This window comes from Kitasatospora sp. NPDC058115 (assembly GCF_042884635.1).
Taxonomy (GTDB): domain Bacteria; phylum Actinomycetota; class Actinomycetes; order Streptomycetales; family Streptomycetaceae; genus Kitasatospora.
Window position 1 is genome coordinate 171,518 of sequence record NZ_JBHVTL010000015.1, and the last position, 21,429, is coordinate 192,946.

The 21,429-nt window shown below is 76.6% G+C and carries 17 protein-coding genes, 2 tRNA genes and 1 pseudogene; 6 read left to right on the plus strand and 14 right to left on the minus strand.

The features are described 5' to 3' along the window. Window positions 1-111 precede the first annotated feature (111 nt). Window positions 112-1,773 carry a glucose-6-phosphate isomerase gene (gene pgi / locus ACFVVL_RS18225; RefSeq protein ID WP_387676258.1) on the plus strand — a complete coding sequence of 554 codons (1,662 nt, stop codon included), beginning with the start codon at window positions 112-114 and terminating at the stop codon, window positions 1,771-1,773. A 156-nt stretch (window positions 1,774-1,929) separates the two neighbouring features. Here the strand turns inward: pgi and ACFVVL_RS18230 are convergent. From ACFVVL_RS18230 to ACFVVL_RS18255, 6 genes are all read right to left on the minus strand, one after another. After that, a tRNA-Lys gene (locus ACFVVL_RS18230) sits at window positions 1,930-2,003 on the minus strand. Between the two features lie 89 nt (window positions 2,004-2,092). Next, window positions 2,093-2,623, minus strand: coding sequence for a bifunctional DNA primase/polymerase (locus ACFVVL_RS18235; protein WP_387676261.1), 531 nt, complete (start codon window positions 2,621-2,623; stop codon window positions 2,093-2,095). Window positions 2,624-2,760: 137 nt separating this feature from the next. Continuing rightward, window positions 2,761-3,168, minus strand: coding sequence for a hypothetical protein (locus ACFVVL_RS18240; RefSeq protein ID WP_380295353.1), 408 nt, complete (start codon window positions 3,166-3,168; stop codon window positions 2,761-2,763). A 319-nt stretch (window positions 3,169-3,487) separates the two neighbouring features. Further along, the gene (locus ACFVVL_RS18245) at window positions 3,488-4,858 is read right to left on the minus strand and encodes an AAA family ATPase (RefSeq protein ID WP_387676264.1); all 1,371 of its coding nucleotides are present in this window, start codon (window positions 4,856-4,858) and stop codon (window positions 3,488-3,490) included. Window positions 4,859-4,866: 8 nt separating this feature from the next. Next, a complete protein-coding gene (locus ACFVVL_RS18250) occupies window positions 4,867-6,504 on the minus strand; it encodes a hypothetical protein (protein ID WP_387676267.1) in 1,638 nt (545 codons plus the stop codon). Further along, window positions 6,501-7,772 (minus strand): hypothetical protein, encoded by a 1,272-nt coding sequence (locus ACFVVL_RS18255; RefSeq protein ID WP_387676270.1) that lies wholly within the window; start codon window positions 7,770-7,772, stop codon window positions 6,501-6,503. Before ACFVVL_RS18255 ends, ACFVVL_RS18250 begins: the two co-directional genes overlap by 4 nt. A 207-nt stretch (window positions 7,773-7,979) precedes the next feature. Here ACFVVL_RS18255 and ACFVVL_RS18260 point away from each other — a divergent pair, with 207 nt between their 5' ends. Further along, window positions 7,980-8,630, plus strand: a complete 651-nt coding sequence (locus ACFVVL_RS18260; RefSeq protein ID WP_387676272.1) for a histidine phosphatase family protein — start codon at window positions 7,980-7,982, stop codon at window positions 8,628-8,630. 24 nt (window positions 8,631-8,654) lie between these two features. Here ACFVVL_RS18260 and ACFVVL_RS18265 read toward each other — a convergent pair whose 3' ends face one another. Further along, window positions 8,655-10,262 carry a tetratricopeptide repeat protein gene (locus ACFVVL_RS18265; RefSeq protein ID WP_387676275.1) on the minus strand — a complete coding sequence of 536 codons (1,608 nt, stop codon included), beginning with the start codon at window positions 10,260-10,262 and terminating at the stop codon, window positions 8,655-8,657. 372 nt (window positions 10,263-10,634) lie between these two features. On the opposite strand from ACFVVL_RS18265, the gene ACFVVL_RS18270 reads away from it, so the two are divergent. The 3 genes from ACFVVL_RS18270 to ACFVVL_RS18280 all read left to right on the plus strand — a co-directional run bounded on the left by ACFVVL_RS18270 (window position 10,635) and on the right by ACFVVL_RS18280 (window position 12,682). Further along, entirely contained in the window at window positions 10,635-11,129 is a 495-nt protein-coding gene (locus ACFVVL_RS18270) for a hypothetical protein (RefSeq protein ID WP_380295380.1), read from the plus strand. 101 nt (window positions 11,130-11,230) lie between these two features. Further along, window positions 11,231-12,163 carry a spermidine synthase gene (locus ACFVVL_RS18275; protein WP_387676278.1) on the plus strand — a complete coding sequence of 311 codons (933 nt, stop codon included), beginning with the start codon at window positions 11,231-11,233 and terminating at the stop codon, window positions 12,161-12,163. Between the two features lie 54 nt (window positions 12,164-12,217). Next, window positions 12,218-12,682: a GNAT family N-acetyltransferase gene (locus ACFVVL_RS18280; RefSeq protein WP_387676281.1), complete on the plus strand. Its 465-nt coding sequence runs from the start codon at window positions 12,218-12,220 to the stop codon at window positions 12,680-12,682. A gap of 95 nt (window positions 12,683-12,777) precedes the next feature. On the opposite strand, the gene ACFVVL_RS18285 is transcribed toward ACFVVL_RS18280, so the two are convergent. The 6 genes and pseudogenes from ACFVVL_RS18285 to ACFVVL_RS18310 all read right to left on the minus strand — a co-directional run bounded on the left by ACFVVL_RS18285 (window position 12,778) and on the right by ACFVVL_RS18310 (window position 19,714). Then, window positions 12,778-13,581 carry a hypothetical protein gene (locus tag ACFVVL_RS18285; protein WP_387676284.1) on the minus strand — a complete coding sequence of 268 codons (804 nt, stop codon included), beginning with the start codon at window positions 13,579-13,581 and terminating at the stop codon, window positions 12,778-12,780. Window positions 13,582-13,809: 228 nt separating this feature from the next. Beyond that, window positions 13,810-14,256, minus strand: coding sequence for a DUF4442 domain-containing protein (locus tag ACFVVL_RS18290; RefSeq protein WP_380755995.1), 447 nt, complete (start codon window positions 14,254-14,256; stop codon window positions 13,810-13,812). Window positions 14,257-14,436: 180 nt separating this feature from the next. Beyond that, window positions 14,437-14,512, minus strand: a tRNA-His gene (locus ACFVVL_RS18295). Between the two features lie 125 nt (window positions 14,513-14,637). Next, complete coding sequence (gene orn / locus ACFVVL_RS18300; protein ID WP_380297703.1) at window positions 14,638-15,240, minus strand: oligoribonuclease; 603 nt, start codon at window positions 15,238-15,240, stop codon at window positions 14,638-14,640. 724 nt (window positions 15,241-15,964) lie between these two features. Then, window positions 15,965-16,964, minus strand: a pseudogene (locus tag ACFVVL_RS18305) (helix-turn-helix domain-containing protein); the annotation flags it as partial. A 1,607-nt stretch (window positions 16,965-18,571) separates the two neighbouring features. Beyond that, window positions 18,572-19,714: an HAD-IA family hydrolase gene (locus ACFVVL_RS18310; protein ID WP_387676287.1), complete on the minus strand. Its 1,143-nt coding sequence runs from the start codon at window positions 19,712-19,714 to the stop codon at window positions 18,572-18,574. 707 nt (window positions 19,715-20,421) lie between these two features. Between ACFVVL_RS18310 and ACFVVL_RS18315 the strand changes: the two genes are divergently transcribed. Beyond that, window positions 20,422-20,901, plus strand: coding sequence for a universal stress protein (locus ACFVVL_RS18315; protein WP_380297708.1), 480 nt, complete (start codon window positions 20,422-20,424; stop codon window positions 20,899-20,901). A 122-nt stretch (window positions 20,902-21,023) separates the two neighbouring features. Here the strand turns inward: ACFVVL_RS18315 and ACFVVL_RS18320 are convergent, their stop codons facing one another. After that, complete coding sequence (locus ACFVVL_RS18320; protein ID WP_387676347.1) at window positions 21,024-21,425, minus strand: hypothetical protein; 402 nt, start codon at window positions 21,423-21,425, stop codon at window positions 21,024-21,026. Between the last annotated feature and the right edge of the window lie 4 nt (window positions 21,426-21,429).

Genomic DNA, 21,429 nt, shown 5'->3' on the forward strand with positions numbered 1-21,429 from the left:
CGGGCAAGGCCGTCAAAGGAGTCGGCGCACCCCCAGTACCCGCACGACCTCGCGAAACCCTCCCGCCTGGCCCTGCCGGTATCTGCACCCAGACGAAACGAGGAGCCACCGATGTCGGAGACCCGCGCCGACGCCCGTACCCCGCTGGACCGTACCCCGCAGTGGGCCGCCCTCGCCAAGCACCGGGAGGAGTTCGGTGACACGCACCTGCGCGAGCTGTTCGCCGCCGACCCGGAGCGCGGCCGCCGCTACACCCTCCAGGTCGGCGACCTGCACGTCGACTACGCCAAGCAGCTCGTCACCGACGAGACCCTGGCGCTGCTGCGCGACCTGGCCGGGGCCACCGGTGTCGCCGCCCTGCGGGACGCCATGTTCCGCGGGGAGAAGATCAACACCACCGAGCACCGCGCCGTCCTGCACACCGCGCTGCGCGCCCCGCGCGGCGCGGTCGTCGAGGTCGACGGCGAGAACGTCGTCCCCGCCGTGCACGCCGTGCTGGACAAGATGGCCGCCTTCGCCGAGCAGGTCCGCAGCGGCGAGTGGCGCGGCCACACCGGCAAGCGGATCCGCACCGTGGTCAACATCGGCATCGGCGGCTCCGACCTCGGCCCCGCGATGGCCTACGAGGTGCTGCGCTCCTTCGCGCAGCGCGACCTCGACGTCCGCTTCGTCTCCAACGTGGACGGCGCCGACCTGCACGAGGCGGTCCGCGACCTGGACGCCGCCGAGACGCTCTTCATCGTCGCCTCCAAGACCTTCACCACCATCGAGACCATCACCAACGCGGTCTCGGCCCGGAACTGGCTGCTCACCGAGCTGCGCGCGGACACCGACGCGGTCGCCAAGCACTTCGTCGCGCTGTCCACCAACGCCGAGGGCGTCGCCGACTTCGGCATCGACACCGCCAACATGTTCGAGTTCTGGGACTGGGTCGGCGGCCGCTACTCCTACGACTCGGCGATCGGCCTCTCGCTGATGATCGCCATCGGCCCGGACGCCTTCCGCGAGATGCTGGACGGCTTCCACCTGGTCGACGAGCACTTCCGCACCGCCCCGCCGGAGGAGAACGTCCCGCTGCTGCTCGGCCTGCTCGGGGTCTGGTACGGCGCGTTCTTCGACGCCCAGGCGCACGCCGTGCTGCCGTACTCGCACTACCTCTCGAAGTTCACCGCCTACCTCCAGCAGCTGGACATGGAGTCCAACGGCAAGTCGGTGGACCGCGACGGGCGCCCGGTGAGCTGGCAGACCGGCCCGGTGGTCTGGGGCACCCCCGGCACCAACGGCCAGCACGCCTACTACCAGCTGCTGCACCAGGGCACCAAGGTGATCCCGGCGGACTTCATCGGCTTCGCCCGGCCGGTCGCCGACCTGCTGCCCGGCCTGGTCGCCCAGCACGACCTGCTGCTCGCGAACTTCTTCGCCCAGACCCAGGCGCTGGCCTTCGGCAAGACGCCGGAGGAGGTCGCCGCCGAGGGCGTGCCGGCCGAGCTGGTCCCGCACAAGACCTTCCGGGGCAACCACCCGACCACCACCGTGCTGGCCGGCGAGCTGACCCCCTCGGTGCTCGGCCAGCTGGTCGCCCTCTACGAGCACAAGGTGTTCGTCCAGGGCGCGATCTGGAACATCGACTCCTTCGACCAGTGGGGCGTCGAGCTGGGCAAGGTGCTCGCCAAGCGGATCGAGCCGGTGCTGCTGACCGGCGAGGGCACGGAGGCGCTGGACAGCTCCACCGCGGCGCTGGTCGCCCGCTACCGCGAGCTGCGCGGCCGCTGAGCCGCTCAACCGCTGAGCCGCCGGGCCCGTGCACGGGCCGTCCGCCTCCCGGCGGGCGGCCCCCGCGCGGCCGGCCCCCGCACGCTCCCCGCTCCGCTCCGGACCCGGGAACGCCGGAAAGCCCCTCGTTCTCACGAGGGGCCTTCCGGCTGTCTGTGCGCCGCCAGGGACTCGAACCCCGGACCCGCTGATTAAGAGTCAGCTGCTCTAACCAACTGAGCTAGCGGCGCCTGCTGACAGGGAAGACTCTAGCAGCGGGGCCGGGTCCGGCCAAAATCGAATACCCGCACCTCCCGGGCCCGGTACCGGCCGGGGGCGCTCAGGGCGCGGAGACCGGCTCGCGGGCCGCCCGGACGCAGGCCCAGAGGACCACGGAGGCCCCCGGCAGCCACGGCTCCCGGCTCTCCGGGGCGACGATCCACCGCCCCCGGCCGTGCTCCGCCGCCTGCGGCCCGCCGTCCGCCGTCCGCTGCACCGGCGGCACGGTCACCGTGTCGCCCTTGCCGTGGCACAGCAGCGGGGGCACGTCCCGGGCCCACTCCTCCCAGGCCAGCAGCCGGCGCAGCCGGGGCGCCGCCCCCGGCTGCACGAACAGCAGGGTGCGCCCCCGGACGACCGCCACCGGCCCGCAGCCGGGCCCGGAGGCCCACAGCTCGTCCAGGACCCGGCGGCCGAACAGCGCCGGCATGCTGATCACGTCGAAGGCCCGGCCGCAGGGCAGCACCGAGGGCGCCCACGGGCGGGACTCCCACAGGGCGCGCATGCTGCGCGGGTACTCGCTGGCGGAGGCGAGCCAGGCCTCCCCGGCCACGGTCACGTACTCCACCGATTGATAGGTCCAGATGTCCACGGACAGCAGGGTGGGGTGTCCGGAGCGTGTCCGGGAGGGAAAGCGCGGTTCGCCGGACAGCGGGGCGGGCGGGGGCGTACCCTTCCGCGTCCTCCGGCATATGCCAGGGGCGACCGGGCCGGGGACCGCCGGCCGGCTCAGTCCTCGTGCCGCCGGGGGCTGAGCAGGGTGCGGCCGTACTCGATCATCTTGGCCGCGTAGTCCGGCGTCCAGTCGGCCCGGTCGGCGATCTCGGCCTCGGACAGCGCGTCGAACCGGCGCGGGTCCGCCAGTTGCGCGGCCGCGACCGCCTGGAAGTCGGTGGCCCGCTCGGCGGCCGCCCGGAAGGCCAGCGTCAGCTCGGTGGAGCGGCGCAGCAGCTCGGCCGGGTCGTCGATCGACTCCAGGTCGAAGAAACGCTCCGGCTCCGGTTCGCCGGCCGGCGGCTCGAACAGCAACTGCACCGGGCGCTGCCGCCGGCCGGACGCCGTACCGGCGCCCGTGCCGGGACCGGCCGGCGCGGCGGGGCCGCTCGGGTCGGACGCCTGCGCATGGGAGTCGGGCATGGACGGACACCTCCGGGTGCTCGATGGGGGGCGGGCGACGGCCGGTACGGATCGGGCGCCGCCCGGTCGTGGCCGTCGTCCATTGTCTCGCGGCGGCGGCCGGTAACGGAACGGTGCGCGTCCGGGCGCTATTCCCACCCGGCGCGCCGGGAGCGTGCGTCCGCCGGTGCGGCCTTCCACACGCCCCTGCGGCCCGGTGCGCGCCCGCGTCTGCCGCGAGCTGCCGCGCCCGCCCGTGCCGTCGGTGCGGCCCGCGCCGTCCGTGCGGCCCCCGCCTTCGCCTTCCGTGCCGTCCGCGCCGGCAGGCCGCCCCCGGTCGTCAGAGCCGGTCCAGCCGCACCCGGTGCCCGGACAGGTGGTGCAGCACCCGGTGGTTGGCCTCCCAGCCGTCGGGGAACGCCACCGGGACGTTCAACTGCACCGGCTCGGTGGCCGGATGCTCGTCCAGCAGGTCCGCGATCCCGGCCCGGGCCACCACGATGCAGGCGTGGCGGTGCCGGGAGGCCAGCACGCAGAGCCGGCCGGTCTCCAGGTGGAACGCGGTCGCGTCCGGCCGCCCCGACAGCGGGTGCAGCACCACCGTGACGTCGTACTCGCGCCCCTGCAGCCGGTTCGCGGTGTCCACGGTCACCGCCGGTCCGGCCGCCGGGTCCACCGGCACCCCCGCCCTGGCCAGCGCCGCCCGCACGGCCGCCGCCTGGTCCCGGTGCGCCGTGCCGACCGCGACCCGGTCCGCCGTGAGCGGGGCCGCACCCTGCTCGGAGTGCGCCGTCAGCCCGCGGTCCAGCAGCCGGCGCACGGTCGCCGCGACGGCCGCCACCGCCTGCGGGTCGGTGCGCACGGTGTGCCGGGCCGGCAGCTCCAGCAGCGCCCAGCCGTGCTCGGCGGCGCGGTCGATCGCCGCGTCCACCGCCGAGCCGTCCGGGCGCACCGAGGCGGTCAGCGAGCGGTCGCCGGGGCCGGTGCCCGAGCGGAACGGCGTGAACGGGTAGAACGCCCCGGAGATCAGCGGCGCCGCACTGGCCGGCAGCCGCCAGGACACCGGCAGCCGGTGCGGTTCGATCTGCGGATTGTGCGCGAGCAGGGTGACCACCGCGCTGCTCGACGGGTCGTACGACAGGCCCGCCCACTGCTCGGTGCCGACCACCGTGAACGGGTCCAGCTGGCCCGGGTCGCCGACGAACAGCGCCCGCTCGAACAGCCGCGCCACCGCCAGCAGCGCGTCCGACCGCATCTGGTACGCCTCGTCGACGATCGCGTGCCGCCACGGCTGCTCGGCCCGCACCCACTGCCACTTCGCCGAGGTGGAGATCACCACGTCCAGCTCGGCCAGCTCGGCGACCTTGTCCGAGGGCGTGACGTTGGCGTGCCGCAGCACCTCCGGCCCCGGGCGCGCGTCGGCCGCGTGCAGCCGGCCGATCGTCAGGTCCGGTGCCTTGACGGCCAGCCGGTCGACCAGGTCGTCCACCTGGCCGTTGGTCTGGGCGACGATCATCAGCCGCTCGCCGGCCGCGACCAGCTCCCGGGCGGCGCGCACCACCAGGGTCGACTTCCCGGCGCCGGGCGGCGAGTCCACCACCACGCCGCGCGGGGCTCCGGCGGCCGGGCGGACGGTCGCCTCCAGGATCCGCGCCACCGCGGCGTCGGCGGCCGCGCCCGGGGTCTGGCCGGCGGCCTGCTCGGTGCTCATCGGGCGGATCACTCCCAGTCCTCGGCGGCGCCGGTCACGACCGGCACCACGGTGACGGCGGCGCCGGGCGGGCCGCCGTGCGTCCACGGCGTGTCGTCCGGCTCGGGCAGCGGCGCGGCCTGTCGGACCGTCAGTTCGAACAGGGTGAAGGTCACCCGCTCGCCCGGCTCGGGCAGGCTGCCCGGCTCGGGTTCCCGCTTGCGCCCCATCCCGGACAGCAGCCGCACGGTGATGGTGCCTTCCTGCGGGTCGGCCGCCGCGATCACGGCCTTCTGCGCCGGCCCGGCCGCCGCCTCCGGCCCCGCCGGCTCGCGGACCCGGTGCACCTCGCGGCCCGGGTCGGCGTGCGGACGGTCGTCGGTGCGCACGATCACCAGCGGGCGCGGCTTGGGGGAGCGGCCGGTGGTGTCGTAGTCCGGCACCACCTCGGTCACCACCCCGCTGAACGCCTCCCCGGCCAGCCGGTGCCCGGCCATCGCCAGCGGGTCGTCCAGCGCCTCCTGGACGTCCAGCCGGGCCTGCTCGCGCTCGCGCTGGGCGAGCTTGCGGGCCGCCGTCACGGCGTCGTCGATCCGCGGCTGCGGGGGCTCCCCGGCCGCCAGCCGGTCCCGGTGGCCGGTGTACGACCAGCGGTCGCCGGTCCAGCGCTCGGGCAGGTGGCGGGCCGGCGGCAGGGCACGGAGCAGGTCCAGGCCGTGCCAGACGTCGTGCCAGGTCGGCAGCAGCTCCTCGTGCAGGACGGCGCGCAGCTGCTCGACGGCGACCCGCACGGCCTCCCGGGCCGCCGCGGCGTCCGCGCCGCCCGCCGCACCCGTGGCGTCGGCCCCGCGCAGCGCCGCCGCGGCCGCGTCGTAGCGGGCGATCGCCGGGGCGAGCACCTTGGCGTCGAACACCGGGTCGGTGGTCGGACCGGCCGGCGGGTGGAGCAGCCGGCCCGTCCCGCCGCGCCCGGTCTCGGCCCGCTCGGCGGCCTGCGCGCCGCTCAGCCCCTCCGGCGGGGTGTGCCAGGCCAGCCGGGCGGCCAGGTGCTGGTCCTCCAGGTGGCTCTGGCCGGTCGCCCAGTGCCGGGCCAGCAGGCCGGTCACCGGCAGCAGCAGGCTGGTGCCCGGCACCATCGCCCGCTCGGCGAGGTGGGTCAGCCAGCGGCCGAGCAGCGGCACCCGGGCGGGGGCCGGGAACGGGCCCGGGTCCTCGTCCTCGGCGGTGCGGCGGAACCGGGTCGAACGGCCGAGCAGCGCCAGGTACCGCACGCCCCCGCTGTTCGGGACGATCAGCTGCGGCGCGTCCGCGCACAGCTCCCGGACGACCGGCGTCCTCTCCCCGCTCTCCGGATCCTTCTCGGAGCCCTCGATCAGCTCGACCTCGTCGCCGAAGGACTCCAGGTAGGGCAGCAGATCGGCGGCCAGGTCGGCCAGGAACTCCGAGCGCAGCGTCCGGTTGAGCGGCTGCGGCACGATGTGCAGCGCCGGCGCGTCGCGGTCGGTGCCCAGCAGCACGGCCAGCGGCGCGCCGTCCTCGCCGGCCGAGGTCAGCGGGACGAGCACCATCGGGCGCTCGGAGAGGTGCCGGTGGCGGACGGTCGCCAGCGGCTCGGCCCGGCCGCTGCGCACGGCCTCCAGCCGGGCCAGGGTGGACAGCAGGCTCACCGCTCGGCCCCCGCCCCGGCGGGCGCGGGGCGCCCGAGCGCCTCGGCGCGCAGCGCGGCGGCGTACGCCAGCCGGGCGGCGGCCTCGTCCGCCCCGTCGCCGTCCTCGTCGCCTTCCCCGTCGCCGTCCTCGCCGGCGCCCGCCCGGGCGGACCCGGCCGGGCCGGTGCCGGCGACGGCCAGCGCCTCGGTCACCGTGCGGATGCTGCCCAGCTCGCCCCGCACCCCCCGGCCGAGCTGCTCGACCCGGTCCCCGCAGCGCGCCTGGGCGCGGCAGTGGAAGCCGAGTTCGCAGGTGGAGAGGCAGTCCGGGCTGTACGCGGCGGGCACCGTGCCGACCGTCTTCTCCAGCTCCTCGGCCGACCGGACCGGCACGCCGTCCGCGCCGGGGGAGAGGTCGAGGTCCGCCCCCGGCGGCAGCACCGCCAGCAGCCGCTCGATGCCGGTCATCCGGCTCAGCTGCCGGCGGGTGGTGGCCAGCTCGCGGCGCACGTCCACCGGCACGGCGGTCGGCCGGCTGCCGAAGTCCTCCGGGCAGACCAGCAGCACGCTGGTGCGCGGACTGCCGGGCAGCCGCTGCTCGGCGTACGGGTCCGGGTCGACCGGCCGCCCGGCCAGCGCGGCGGCGGCCTCCTGGAGGGCCAGCACGTAGACGGCGGCCTGCCGGGCGGCGGCGCCCACCTTGCCCGGGTCGGCGGTGCCGTCCAGCACCGGGAAGGACTTGATCTCCACGACCGTGCAGCGGCCGCCGTGCACCACGACGGCGTCCGGCTCCAGGTAGGCGGTGGAGCCCGCCACGTCCAGCCGCAGCATCGGGTGGTCGAGCAGCGTCCAGGCGTGCTCGTCGGCGGCCGCCTGCGCCAGCGCGGCCGCCGTGCGGTCGGCCCGGACCGCCGGGCCGGAGGAGCGCAGCAGGTCCGGCACGAGCAGCGGGCCGCCGTCCTCGGACAGGCCGAGCCGGCCGCGCAGCGGCTCCAGCAGCGCCGCGTAGCCGTTCTCCTTCAGCCGGGCCTCGAACACCACGCCGCGCGCCAGCGCGAACGGCGACCGGCCGAAGGGGGCGGGGCGGCCGAGCCGGGCGGCCAGTGCCGCCTTGTCCACCCCGGCGGCGTCCAGCACGGCGCGGCGGTGGCACCCCGGATTGGCGGCCAGGGCGGCGAGGGCACGGGCGTTCAGACTGCGCTGCGGCGCCGGTCCGCGCAGCTCGGCGAGCCGCTGGGCGAGCGGCTCCGCCGGCCCGCGGAGCGGGGCGTTCGTCGAGACGTTCATGGTGCGGCCCAGTGTCGCATCCGGCTCCGACAATCCGCCCCGGACGGGGGCGTTGGCGGCGAATGCGCAGGTGCCGGACCCGCCGGCGGACGGAGCCCGGGATCGTGGGCGCTCCGCCGGTGGGGGATCATGGAGACCGGTGCCCGCCGGCGAGGCCGACCGCTGCCGCCGCCCCGACGGCACCGCCCGAGCACGAGGAGCCTGCCCATGCCCGCCCGCATCCTGCTGGTCCGCCACGGCGAGACCGACTGGTCGGCCACCGGCCGCCACACCGGCCGCACCGACATCCCGCTGACCGAGGAGGGCCGGGCGATGGCCCGCGCGCTCGGCACCCGCCTCGCCGGGGCGCCCTGGAACGGCCTGCCCGACGCCCGCGTCCTGACCAGCCCGCTCGGCCGCGCCCGGGAGACCTGCGAGCTGGCCGGCTTCGGCGACCGGGCCGTGGAGCGCCCCGAACTCCTGGAGTGGGACTACGGCCGCTACGAGGGCCGCACCGGCGCCGACATCCGCGCCACCGACCAGCCCGGCTGGCTGATCTGGCGCGACGGCGTCCCCGGCGGCGAGAAGCTCTCCGAGGTCGCCGCCCGGGTCGACGCGCTGCTCGCCGACCTCAACGCCGCGCACGGCGTGCCGGACCCGGACACCACGGTCATGCACTGCGCCGACTGCGACGTCCTGCTCTTCGCCCACGGCCACCTGCTGCGCATCCTGACCGCCCGCTGGCTCGGCCTGCCGCCCGAGTACGCCCAGCGCTTCAAGCTCGGCACCGCCGCGCTGTGCGTCCTGTCCTGGGAGTACGGCGCCCCGGCGGTCGAACTGTGGAACGACCAGGGCCACCTGGAGACGCTGAGGCACTGACCCGGGCCGGCCGCCCGCGCCGGTTCAGGCGGCCGTCGTCGCCGCGCCGTACTCGGCCAGGAACCGCCCCACCTCCGGCACCCGCCGGTGCTCCCGCAGCCGCTGCGCGGTGTCCGCGAGCATGGAGCGGATCCGGGCCGAGCGGACGTCGCCGAACAGCGCGACGGCGGCCGAGCCGTGCCCGGCCGCACCCGTGAGGTCGCCCCGGCCGAGCCGGTCGTGGGCGAGCTCGGCGGTGTAGAGCACCCGGTTGCGCACGAAGTGCGGCTGCTGGAGCGCCATGGCCAGCCGGGCGTGCTCGCTGGCCCGGTCCCAGTCCCCGAGCGCGGACCAGCACTGGGCCTGCAGCCCGGCGAGTTCGGCGTCGCCGAAGAACGACATCCACTCCGGGTCCGTCGCGCGGGGGCCCTGCTCGAACAGCCCGCGGGCCCGGCCGATCGCCCGCTCGCAGGCACCGCGGTCGCGCAGCAGCGCCCAGCCGCCCGCCTCACGCATCGTCAGCAGCGCGAGCAGCCGCGGCGACGCGAGGTGGCGGGCGGCGGACTGCCCGGCCTGGGCGGCGCGCAGCGCCTCGCGGGGGCGGCCGGCGTCCCGGGCGAGGAAGGCGCTGTTGGAGAAGACGTGCGCCTCCAGCGCGGGATCGCCGGCCATCCGCGCGGTGGCCAGCGCCTCCGCGTAGTACGAGCGGGCGTCCCCGAGCCGGTTCGAGTCGTGCGCCAACCAGCCGACCGAGATGGCCAGTTCGCCGGCCCCGGCCTGGAGCCTGCGCTCGGTGTCGGTGGAGTACTCGCAGGCGTCGAGCAGCAGATAGGCCTCCCGCAGGGAACGGCCGGCCTGTTCGAACAGGGCGTCGCCGCCGTGCGCGTCGTCGGCCAGCCGGATGTCCCGGACGGCCTGCTCCACGCCGAGCACCTCGGCCGCGCCGACCTTGCGGGGCAGCGGCGCGGGGCCGGGACGGCCGGGCACCACGGCGCCGGGCGGCGCCGGGAGGACGGCCGCGCCGTGGGGGGCGGCGGCCTCGGCGGCCCGACCGGGCAGGTCGAGGCCGATCACGGAGGCCAGCGCGGCAGAGCCGCCGGCCAGGAAGGTACGGCGACGCACGTCGTCGTTCTCCTCGTCACGGGGGAGCGGTTCGTCGGACCCCCGGGGCGCCGTCGCGAACCTCGGCACCGGGGCCCCGACCGGTGGGGGTGGTTCCGCGTACGGCGAGGCAGCGTACGGGAGCCGGGTGGCGAGCGGCGAGCGGGGGACGGGCAGCGGCGGGAACGCCGGATGGAAAGGCGGTGGCACCCCGGCGCCCCGCGGACCGCCCCCCGCGCCCCCGCCGCCGCCCCCGCCGCCGTCCGCCGGACGGCGGCGCAGCGCGGTGCGGGGGACGAAGCCGAGGTCGGTGAGCGAGCGGTCCGGCCACATGTGCCGGAACACCCGCTCGTAGGCGTAGTTGGGACAGCGGATCTCGCCCGACTCGACCCGCCCGACATACCGGGCGTCGCAGGAGACGTGCTCGCCGATCTCACGGGCCGCCCGGCGCACCGCCGTGGCGAACTCGCCCGGCGAGCGGTCGCCGCGCAGCGCGCGCATCGCGGTGTTGGGTGACGGGCGGTTCGGCTCGGCCGGTGGGGTGGCTGCCATGGTGCGCTCCGTGATGGTGCGGGTGGTGGTGCGGGGTCGGGCGGCGGCGGGGCGGCGGGGTCGCCCCACCGCGCGTGGGTCCGGTGGGGCCCGGTGGACGGCCGGGCGCGGCACGACAGTACCGGGAGTCACCGGACGGACACAGCGGGTTCGCTGTCGATGTGCCATCAATCCGGGGCAAACGGGGCAAAGTTCCCGGGATCCGCCATGAAATGCCATGCCTTGCTGTAAGGCGCCCCGTGGCCTGCGGAACGGGCCCGGCGTTGTCCTGGTACACGGAAGCCCCCGCCGCCGTCCCCCCTGCCGCGCCCCTGGCGGCACCCCCACCCGGGCGGAACGGCTTCCGGTCCCGACGAGGTGACAGGAGGGCCCATGCCGGCCACAGGAGTACCGCAGTTCCGCCGCCTGGCCGTCGGCGGGGTGCTCGACGGAGCCGCCCCCGCCCTGCTGCCCGAGTCGGCCGACGACCGCGACCCCGGCCGGTCCCCGTCCGGCGGCGGCCCCGCCCCCCGCCCGCGCGCCGACGCCGTGCTCGTCGCCGCCTTCGACACCGTGACGGTCGCGCTGCGCCACGGCCTGGAGGCGGTCGACATCCTGCGGCTGCGCCGGGCCTGCGGCGCCGTGCTGCAGAGCAGCAACGGCGCCACCGTCTCCTTCCTCGTCCCGGCCGGCACCTCGGCGTCCTGGCACCTGCCCGGCAGCTCCTGTACCGCCGGCGCCCCCCTGCTGCCGCCCACCGACCCGCGCTGGGTGATGCCCCCGGCCGGCGCCGACCGCGCCACCCGGCCCACCGACCCCTGGGTCCTGCGCTCCGCCCTCTGCGAGGCCGCCTGCACCCTCGCCGCCGGCGGCCTCGGCCCGGCCTGATCCCGGCCCGCCCCGGGCCCCGACCCGGCCCCGCCCCTCGCCCCCGCCCTCGCCCTCGCTGAGCTGCGGGGTTCCGCCGCGCGGCGGCGATAATCGGGGGCATGGGACGAAGCAACCGAGCCGGCCGCACCGCGGACCGCAGCCGCACCACCGCCGAGAGCGGCCCGCCCGCCGCCACCGGCCCCGGCGGCCGCACCCACGCCCAGGGCCCGCTCACCCGCGCCGTCGACTCCGGCCTCGCCGAGCTGCGCCCCGACCGTGACCGCCCGCACGCCTGGTCGCTGCTGATCGACGGCGCCCCGCAGTCTCTGGTCGACCTCGCCGACCCCGCCCACCTGGGCTTCGAGTACCAGCGCCGGCTCGGCCACCTGGTCGACCTGGTGGCCCCGCCCGGCCGGCCGCTCACCGTCCTGCACCTCGGCGGCGGCGCCCTCACCCTGGCCCGCTACGTCGCCGCCACCCGCCCCCGCTCGCGTCAGCAGGTCGCCGAGATCGACACCGCGCTCACCGAACTGGTCCGCGCCGAACTCCCGCTGGAACGCGGCTGGCAGGTCAAGGTGCGCGGCGCGGACGCCCGCGGCGTGCTGGAGCGCACCCCGGAGGGCAGCGTCGACCTGGTGATCGCCGACGTCTTCTCCGGCGCCCGGGTCCCCGCCCACTGCACCACCGTCGAGTTCACGGCGCTGGCCGCCCGGGCGCTCGCCCCCGGCGGCTGGTACGCCGTCAACATCGCCGACGGCTCCGCCCTGCCGTTCGCCCGCTCCCAGGTGGCCACCCTCGGCGTGGTCCTCCCCGAACTCTGCCTGGTCGCCGACCCGGCGGTGCTGCGCGGCAAGCGCTTCGGCAACCTCGTCCTGGCCGCCGCGCACACCCCGCTCCCGCTGGCCGAACTCACCCGCCGGGCGGCCTCCGACGCCTCCCACGGCCGGGTCGAACACGGCCGCGCCCTCGCCGACTTCGCCGCCGGCGCCGTCCCGGCCACCGACGCCACCGCCACCCCGTCCCCGGCCCCGCCCCCGGGGGTCTTCCGCTAGTTTCGGTCCACCGGGTCCGGATCCCGGAGAACCCGACCAGGAGGAGCACCCACCATGCTGATCCGACCGGCCCGGCCGGACGAGGCGGCGGCGCTCAGCGCCCTCGCGCTGCGCTCCAAGGCGCACTGGGGCTACGACGCGGCGTTCATCGAGGCCTGCCGGGCCGAACTCACCCTCCACCCGGAGCGGATCGGGCCCGACCGCACGGCCGTCGCCGAGGACGACGGCCGGGTGCTGGGCTTCGTCACCCTCACCGGCGAGCCGCCGGAGGGCGAACTGGGCATGCTCTTCGTCGAACCGGCCGTCATCGGGCGGGGCATCGGCCGCCGCCTGATGGAGCACCTGCGGGCCGAGGCGACCGCCCTCGGCTTCGCCCGGATCACCTTCGGGGCGGACCCGAACGCCGAGCCGTTCTACCTGGCCGTGGGCGCGGTCCGCACCGGCACCACCCCCTCCGGCTCCGTCGCCGGCCGCGAACTGCCGCTGCTCACCCTGCACTTGCCCACCCCCGGTCGCTGATCCCCGCCTCCCGGCCCTCGCCTCGTGGCCGACGCCCCGACGCCCCGACGCCCCGGCGGCCGACGCCCCGCGCACCGGGTCCGGCCCGGCGCCACTCAGTGTCCCTTCGGCAGGCCCCGGTGCTTGTACATCGCGGCGCCGGTCAGCAGCAGCCCCGCCGTGATCGGGGCGAGGACGGCGGTGGCGGTGCCGGCGGTGTCGTGGGCGACGGTGACGGCGGCCGTCCTGGCCGCGGTCCCGGTGGGCGCCGCCGTCCCGCCGGCGGCCGTGCCCCCGGCGGCGGCCGCCGCACGCTCCCGCCCGGCCGTCGGGCCGTCGGGCCGTCCGGCGGGCAGCCCGCTCCCGCCGCCCGCCGGGGCCGGACGCCCGGTCCCGGGCTGCGGGGGCCGGTCCGGCGCGACCGGCGGCGGGGGAGGTGCGGCCGGGCCGTGCGGGGAGCCCGCGGGCCGCGCCGGCCGGGCGGCGTCGGACCGGGCGGAACCGCCGGACGGCCCGGCGGGCGTCCCGTCGCCGGCCGCGCGCGCCTCGGCGGGGCGGGCCTGGGCGGGCACGGCGCCGAGCAGGCCCGAGGCGATCGCGAACGCGTCCGGCACGGCGGCCCGCTGTCCCGGCAGGGGCAGGCCACCGGCCCTGATCAGGTCCTGGAGCGCCCGGCCGATCGAGCCGGCCGCGGCGGCCGGCTCCAGGACCAGGACGTCCGCGGCGACCTCCGGGACGGCGTCGGCGAGCCCGTCCAGCAGCCCCGCGGACGGGTCCGGCCCGGGCTGCTCCGCCGCCGCGCCGGGCGTCGCCGCCCCGCCGCTCAGGGCCCGGCCGACGCTGCGGCCGGCCGGTTCCGGGAGGGTGTCGGCGCCGGCTGCGCAGGTGACGGGGGCGCCGAACCCCCACAGCTGTGCCACGAGCGCCCCGCCCGCCGCGAGGGCCCGCGGCCGGGGCAGCCACCGCCGGGCCCCGCGCCGCCCGCCGCCGACGGTCCGTCGGTCGGGTTCCGGCCCCCTGGTCGCGTGTTTGGCTCGCACGTGAATCGACAACGAGCGGGCGGACCGTGAGGTCACGGGCGCCGTCACGGACAGTCATCGGACGCCTCCGCCGGGGACGGCCGGCGCGGACCGTCCGCCGCACCCCGCTCAGGAGTTGGGGCGCAGCGTCCAGACGACCGTCATGACGCCGGTCACCGCGCCGTCGGCGCGGGTGATCTCGACGGTCACCGGGAACTCCGGGCGCTCGCCCCGGTCGAGCTCCGCGACGATGTCGGCGGCCGGCCGGCCGAGCACGGCGGTGGCCGTGACGGCGCCCATGGCGAGCTTCTTGTACGCGATCTCGGCGCTCACGGCCAGCGGCACCGCGCGCGAGAGCTGGTCGCCGAAGGCGCCCAGCACGATGCAGCCGCTGGCCGACTCGGCCAGGGTGAACATCGCACCGGCGTGCGGGCCGCCCACGTGGTTGTGGTACTCGGGCTGGTCGGGCAGCCGGAGCACGGCGCGCTCCGGAGTGGTCTCCAGGTACTCCAGCTTGAGGGTCCGGGCCATCGGGACGGTGGAGTCGAGCAGCTGGCCGATCGAAGCAGTGGTCATGGCGGCAACGTTACTAGCCAGTAGCTTCCGGCGGCAGACCCGGATCCGGACGAACGCGTGAGACGCGGACCACGGTGCGGCGTGCGCCACACCCCACCGCCGCCCGGCCGCCGCCGATGTGAGGGAACGCGAAAAAGCCCGAGGGGCCGGTCCCTTGACGAGACCGGCCCCTCGGGGCGATGGGGTGAGTGACGGGACTCGAACCCGCGGCCACCTGGACCACAACCAGGTGCTCTACCAACTGAGCTACACCCACCATCTGTCCGGACCGCTTCCGCCTTTCGGCTTCCCCGCTCCGACAAGAAGAACTCTACAGGATCCGGAAGGGTGCTCGCGCCAGGGTTTCCGTTCCCCCGCGCGAGCACCTCCGCCGCCCCGGGCTCAGCCCGCCGGGGCCTGGTACTTCTCGGCGATCGCCCGCGCGGTGTCGGTGTCCGGCCCGGGCTGCGGGACGAACACCGCCTCGCGGTAGTAGCGCAGTTCGTCGATGCTCTCGCGGATGTCGGCGAGCGCCCGGTGGTTCCCGCCCTTCTGCGGGCTGTTGTAGTACGCCTTGGGGTACCAGCGCCGGGCCAGCTCCTTGATCGAGGAGACGTCCACGATCCGGTAGTGGAGGTGGTTCTCCAGCGCGGGCATGTCCCGGCCCAGGAACCCGCGGTCGGTGGCCACCGAGTTCCCGCACAGCGGCGCGCGCCCGGCCTCCGGCACGTGCTCGCGCACGTACGCGAGGACCAGCGCCTCCGCCTCGGCCAGCGTGACCCCGTGCTCCAGCTCGTCCAGCAGCCCGGAGGAGGTGTGCATCGTCCGCACCACCTCGGGCATGTTCGCCAGCGCCTCGGCGGGCGGGCGGATGATGACGTCCACGCCCTCGCCGAGGACGTTCAGCTCCGAGTCCGTCACCAGCACCGCGACCTCGACCAGGGCGTCCCGGTCGAGGTCGAGGCCTGTCATTTCACAGTCGATCCATACCAAACGGTCATTCACACAACTCACCCTACGGCGCGATCACGCGCCGCGGGCACCGGAGGAGCCGAGCGCGGCGCCGGGGCGCGGCCCTCGGACCCGTGCTCGTCCTGGGCGTGGCCGTCCCCCTCCCGGGCCTCCCGGCCGGGATGACCGGCGGGGTGCGCCGGGCGGGAGGCCCGTCCGGCACGGCCCTCGCGGGGCTCCCCGGCCTCCGCCGCGGTGCCCCGGCCGGCCTGCGGACGGAGCTGGCCCGCCCGGGCCTGCCGGGCCCGGACCTCCGGCGCCCCGTCCTGCGGCCGGTCGGCCGCGCTCCGGTGCCCCTGGCCCTGGCCGCGCGCGCCCGGCTGCGGGACCCCGTCCTCGGCGGCGGCGTGCTCCGCCGTCCTGGGCGGACGGCCCGCGCCCGGCCCGGGCTGCGCCGGGACCATCGACGGGCGCGCCGGACCGCGGCCGGTCCCCGGCTGCCCGGGGTGCGACGGATGGCCGGCCTGCTGGTGCGGGTACGGCTGCCCGGCCCGCGCGTGGACGCCCGGCCCGGACGGCTGCCCGTGCTGGCCCGGATGCGCGGCACCCGGCCCGCCCGGGAACCCCGGGACGGCCGGCTGCCCGTGCCCGACCGGCCCGCCGTGGCCGCCGTGCTGGCCCGGCACCGATCCGACGGCCGCCGCGGTGGCCTGCGACCCGACCGTTCCGGCCGTCCGCAGGTCGCCGCCCGCCGACGCGGCCGACGCCGCGGCCGCCGCCCCGGGCCGCCGGGCCCGGTAGCTCGTCCGGTACGCGGCCGGCGAGACCCCGAGCTGGCGCCGGAAGTGCCCGCGCAGCGCCACCGGCGAGCGGAAGCCGCAACGGCGCGCGACGTCGTCCACCGACAGCTCCGAGGTCTCCAGCAGCCGCTGCGCCTGCAGCACCCGCTGGGTGATCAGCCACTGCAGCGGGGCGCTGCCGGTGAGCGTGCGGAACCGCCGGTCGAAGGTCCGCCGGCTCATGTAGGCACGAGCCGCCAGCACCTCGACGTCGAACTGCTGGTTGAGGTTCTCCAGCGCCCAGGTGACCACCTCGGCGAGCGGGTCGTTGCCGATCTCCTCAGGTAAAGACTGATCGATGTACTGGGCCTGTCCTCCGCCGCTGCGACGGCTCGGCACCACCAGCCGGCGGGCGAGCGCGTTGGCCGCCTCGGCGCCGTGGTCGCTGCGGACCACGTGCAGGCACAGGTCGATGCCGGCGGCGGTGCCGGCCGAGGTGAGCACGTCGCCGTCGTCGACGAACAGCTCGCGAGGGTCGACGTGCACCCGGGGGTAGCGCTTGGCCAGGGTCGGCGCGTACATCCAGTGGGTGGTCGCCGGGCGGCCGTCCAGCAGACCGGCGGCGGCGAGCACGAACGCGCCGGTGCACAGGCCGATGATCCGTGCGCCCTCGTGGTGCGCCTTGCGCAGTGCGGTGATCGCCTCGACCGGCGGCGGCTGGGAGATCGAGCGCCAGGCCGGGACCACGATCGTGCCGGCCCGGGCCAGCGCCTCCAGCCCGTACGGGGCGGAGAGGGTGAGGCCGCCGGTGGTGGCGAGCGGGCCCTCCTCGCCGGCGCAGACCAGCAGGCGGTAGCGCGGCACCCCGGCGTCCTGGCGGTCGACGCCGAAGACCGAGAGCGGGATCGAGCTCTCGAAGATCGGTGCGCCGCCGAAGATCAGGACGGCGACGGTCTCGCGGCGGCGGCGGCCGGAGAGCTTGCGGGGCGCGGCGGCCATCACGGGCGCCGAGGAGCCGTTGAGGCCGGTGGCGGGACCGCCGTGGCCGCCGGGGCCGTGCATCGCCGGACCGTGTCCGCCGGCGCCGTGCCCGACGGCGCCGAGGCCGAGCGGTCCGGCGGGGAGACCGCCGGCGGACACGGGGCCGGACAGCCCGGGGAGGGCGGGTCCGAGGCCGTTGCCTGGGGCACCCGGGGCGAAGGCGGCGGCGGACGGTCCGGCGGCGAAGGCCGTGAACCCGTCCGGTCCGGAATGGCCGCCCGGGTGCCCCCCGGAATGGCCGGTAACCGACGCTCCGACCCGGCCGTCCGAGCCGCTGCCGTACCCCCCGGAATGGCTGACGGCCGGTCGGCTGACGGGGCGTCCGCCGTGCTCCGGGGCGGCCGGGAAGGCCGGGGTTCCCGTGCCCGGTGGGGCGCCCGGGCCGGCCGGGGTTCCCGGTGCCGACGGGACTCCCGGGGCGGACGGGGCCGCAGGGGAATAGGAGGGGTACGAGGCGGTGCCGGAGTGACGGGTGTTGGCGGTGGAGGCCTGGGAGCCGGCGCTTCTCGCGGAACGACCCGCGATGCCGGCCACGGCCTGGCCGCTGTCAGGACCCGCGTCGCTCCTGCTCACCCTGCTCAAGGCGCTCAAGCCCCCTCGGTGGTGTGGTGTGGTCGTGCGGCACTGCTGGCCAAGATCGAATCTATCGGGTGGACCGTTGCCGTTGTGACAAGTTCACCATCCGACGCTATGTCGACATGGCAATTTGGCGTGATGCATTCGATCACGAAGCGTGGCAGCCGTCGACCCTTCTGGGAAGGGGGCCGGGGCAACGGTGGCTGGTTGTCGCGGGACGGGTCCTGGGACGTCCGGCTCGGAGGTGCCCGGCCGGTGCGCCTGGGCTGCGGATTTGCCCAAGGGCGGGGGAGCCGCGCGAGATTGACTGAAAATAGCCGGTGCACGCGAGGGCGCACGGCCGCACGGCGTGCGCCTCCCAGGCTTCATCCGGCCAGTGCCGGGGCCCGGGAAGGGTGCTCGGCGGCCTCATGCCGCCGTTCTCCCGGGGAGATCCCCGGCCGGCCCTAACCGGCCAACGGCGATGCCCGGCCCCTTGGGGCGTGGGCGCAGGCCCCGGCCGGGACGGCCGGCGGGCCGTCGAACCGCGCCGACCGGACGGGGCGTGACGCGTGGGCGGAGACCGAACCGGCGTCGCCGGGCCCGGACCTGACGACGCCGAGGGCGATGAAATGGTTGCACGATGAACGACCCGGATTCGAACGGTGCGATCACGTCCGTGCGGCGACGGGCCTTGCGCGGTGGCGCCGCTGACGGTGGGTGAGTCGCCGGGGCCGCCGCCGGATGCTCCGGCCCGACCGGCTGCCGCCGGATCGGGTGTCCTCGTCGGGTTCGCCGGACGCGACGGCCGCGCACGGCGGGCGTCGTACCCGCGATACGCGGCCGCCCGGCTTGCGCGCGGCCTGGCTGTTCGGGCCTGGCTCTGCGCGAGACCGGCTTCCGCGCGGGCCCGGCTTCCGCGCGGGACCGGCTTTCGCCCGGGACCGGCTTTCGCCCGGGACCGGCTTTCGCCCGGGACCGGCTTTCGCCCGGGACCGGCCCGAAGTCCGCTACCCGGCCCGGGCCGGTCGCTGCGGTACCGCGAAGTCCGGCCGCGCCGGGAGCGCGCCCAGGGGTTCCGCCACTGCGGGAAGGGTGGCGGCATCCCCGGCAAACCCGTCGGACCGGTTTCGGACAGTCTGTCCCGCATCGGTGACGGTTGAAGCACTGCCGGTGGTGTGCGCGGTCGAAGGCGCGTGTCCACCCTCGGCGGCGTACGGCCGCAGCGGGGCGCCGTCGCGCGGGACGCCCGGCGCCGCCGCCCGCCGCTCCGCGCCGGGGCCGGACTGCGCCCCGATCGCCCCCGTCCCGCAGATCGCCCCGGGAACGGCTGCCGCCCGGACACCGGCGGGCCCGCGCTCGTGGGTGCGCGGATGGCCCGCACCGCCCGCCGGCCCCGACAGGCGCGCGAGCGCCACGCCGCCGCCGACGACGGAACGGCGCGCGGCGGGAGCGGTTCCCGCCCGGGCCTCCCGCCGGGGCGCCGGAGCACCGCGGGCGGCCAGCACCTGCCCGACGGCCTCCGGCAGGCCGGCCGCCTTGAACGTCGGCCGGTAGGCGGGCTCGGCCCACGGGCGGCCGTGGTGCAGCCAGACGCTGCGCAGCCCGGCCAGCTCGGCACCGGCGATGTCCGCGGGGGCGTGGTCGCCGATCATCCAGGTGTGCGCGGCCCAGTCCCCGGTCGGTGTGACGCCGCAGCGCCGGGCCGCGATCTCGAAGATCAACGGGTCCGGCTTGAGGCAGTCGGCCTCCTCGGAGATCACCCACCCGTCGACCATCGGCCCGAGGCCGGTGCGGCGGATCTTCTCCAGCTGGGGACCGGTGCTGCCGTTGCTGACGATGCCGAGCGTCCACCCGGCCGCGCGTGCCGCCCGCAGCGCGTCGATGTTGCGCGCCGGGCAGTTGATGTAGGAGTTGATGCCGTGCCGGTAGTGGGCGAGCAGCCGGTCGAGCGACTCGTCGAGGCCGTAGCGGCGCCGGGCGGCGGACAGTACGGTGCTGCGCGGTACGTAGCCGCCGCCGTCGATGGTGACGAGCCAGTCGACGTCTGCGGGCGGCAGCGCCCGTTCGGTCAGAAAATCCTGAGCCCAGGCCCGGAATGCGGCGTCCCTGGGGAGCAGCGTGTTGTCGAGGTCGAGCAGGAGCAGGGGCATGTCTCGCATGGTGCCAGCGGTCGCGCCTATGCACCTGGCAAATGCCAGACGGCGTCCCGAACCGGTGCCCCTTGGCTGAAACGGGTGCCGGTCGGCGGCGCACCGCCCGCCCCACTGGTCTCCCCGCTGCTCGTCTCACTGCCCGGTGACCGTCCGCAACGGATCGTCATCGATCCATGACAGTCCGGTCACGGTGTCCCGGAGAGCTGTTGCGCCACCCGGCCCGCTCCGTCAAGCTCCAGGGAACCTCCCACGCCGGAGGGGCGCTTCCGCGCCCGGACGGGGGCGCGCCGCAGTGGCGCGCGCATCCCTCGTTCGCGGGAAGAGTGCCGCCCCGGGGCCGCGCGGCTGGGCTGCGTGTCCGGCCCGTCGTACTCTGAAAGGAACAGGTCACAAACGGTGGTGCTCGGCGCAGACCGACGTCTTCCCGTGGGCGGGCCTGCCGCCCGGGCAGCGTTGTCCTCTCCTGTCGGCCCATCTCCTTCGAAGAGCCTTGTGCCATGGCTGGTTCTGAGCCCTCCCCGCCGGTCGAACCGGACGAGGACGCCCGGGGCGGTGGTCTCACCCGCCCCCTTCGCCACCTCGTGCGCCGTGGCCGCTCCGGCTCAGGCGCCCGCCAGCGGCGCGACGAACGGCGCCCCGATGCCCCGGAGCCCCCGGTGACGGGCCGGCCGGGACCGGGCGCCGAGCGTCCGAGCGCCTCCGACCTGCCCGGTGCGGCGGGCGAACCGGTGGACCGCGAGGCACCCGCCGGGGCCTGCGACCCCGCCTTCCAGCACGGCGTGGTGGTCGGCTTCGACGGCTCGCTGTCCAGTGAGCGAGCGCTCGCCTACGCGGTGGGCATGGCCCGCCGCTCCCAGTGCGGCCTGGTGATCGTGCACGTGGCCAACCGCCTGCCCGCCACCGTCTGGGCGGGCTGCGAGCCGCCGGTCTTCGTCGACCTCCCCGACCACCGGACGGAGGTGCTCGGCCTGGAACTCGCCTGTGCGGACTTCCTCGCCGGGGTGCCCTGGATCCTGGTCGAGCGGGGCGGCGACATCTGCCACGAGATCGAGGAGGTCGGCCGCGAGTTCGCCGCCGACGCGATCGTGGTCGGCACGACCCACGGCCTGCTCGGCAAGATCTTCGGCACGGTCTCCGGCCGCCTCGCCCGCCGCGCCAACCGCCCCGTGATCGTGATCCCCTGACGGCCGGTTCGCTTCCGACCTCCCGTTCCGGCCCTCCCTCCCGGAGCGTCGCGCGCCGCCCGGCCATCCTCCCCGGAGCGGAAGCGGCCGACCGTGCCCCGTCGGCCGCATCGTCCGGTTGCTCACTCCGGGTCCGCTGAGCCTCGCTTGTCCTCGACGTGGACGACGTGAAGCTCGGTGCCGTCCCGATGACGCTTGGAGCGACCGAACAGTCCGACCGCGATCTCCGGAAGCTCCTGGGACTCATCGAGGCCGACGTAGGTGAGGATGTCGTTGTGGTGGCCGGTGACGATCCAACCGTCGGCGTCCTTGAGGTCGGTCACCCCGAAGTCTCCCGACGGCGATCCGGCGTGCACGGGGCCGAACTCCTTCAGGAGAGCGGTGGCCTGTTCGGCAAGCTCCCCGCTCGGGGCTGTCAGCACGACACAAGTGCCGTGTTCGAACAACACCCATGACTTGCGGGAGTCGGTGAGAATTCGTCGCCAGGTGTCTATCAGCATCTCGGTGTTCACGGCGATCATCATGCCG

Excerpts from the sequence above, each read along its gene's own strand:
- pgi (WP_387676258.1), top strand. The coding sequence starts at position 112 with ATGTCGGAGACCCGCGCCGACGCCCGTACCCCGCTGGACCGTACCCCG.
- ACFVVL_RS18240 (WP_380295353.1), bottom strand. The coding sequence starts at position 3,168 with ATGCCCGACTCCCATGCGCAGGCGTCCGACCCGAGCGGCCCCGCCGCG.
- ACFVVL_RS18245 (WP_387676264.1), bottom strand. The coding sequence starts at position 4,858 with ATGAGCACCGAGCAGGCCGCCGGCCAGACCCCGGGCGCGGCCGCCGAC.
- ACFVVL_RS18255 (WP_387676270.1), bottom strand. The coding sequence starts at position 7,772 with ATGAACGTCTCGACGAACGCCCCGCTCCGCGGGCCGGCGGAGCCGCTC.
- ACFVVL_RS18260 (WP_387676272.1), top strand. The coding sequence starts at position 7,980 with ATGCCCGCCCGCATCCTGCTGGTCCGCCACGGCGAGACCGACTGGTCG.
- ACFVVL_RS18265 (WP_387676275.1), bottom strand. The coding sequence starts at position 10,262 with ATGGCAGCCACCCCACCGGCCGAGCCGAACCGCCCGTCACCCAACACC.
- ACFVVL_RS18270 (WP_380295380.1), top strand. The coding sequence starts at position 10,635 with ATGCCGGCCACAGGAGTACCGCAGTTCCGCCGCCTGGCCGTCGGCGGG.
- ACFVVL_RS18275 (WP_387676278.1), top strand. The coding sequence starts at position 11,231 with ATGGGACGAAGCAACCGAGCCGGCCGCACCGCGGACCGCAGCCGCACC.
- ACFVVL_RS18280 (WP_387676281.1), top strand. The coding sequence starts at position 12,218 with ATGCTGATCCGACCGGCCCGGCCGGACGAGGCGGCGGCGCTCAGCGCC.
- ACFVVL_RS18290 (WP_380755995.1), bottom strand. The coding sequence starts at position 14,256 with ATGACCACTGCTTCGATCGGCCAGCTGCTCGACTCCACCGTCCCGATG.
- ACFVVL_RS18310 (WP_387676287.1), bottom strand. The coding sequence starts at position 19,714 with ATGCCCCTGCTCCTGCTCGACCTCGACAACACGCTGCTCCCCAGGGAC.
- ACFVVL_RS18320 (WP_387676347.1), bottom strand. The coding sequence starts at position 21,425 with ATGATGATCGCCGTGAACACCGAGATGCTGATAGACACCTGGCGACGA.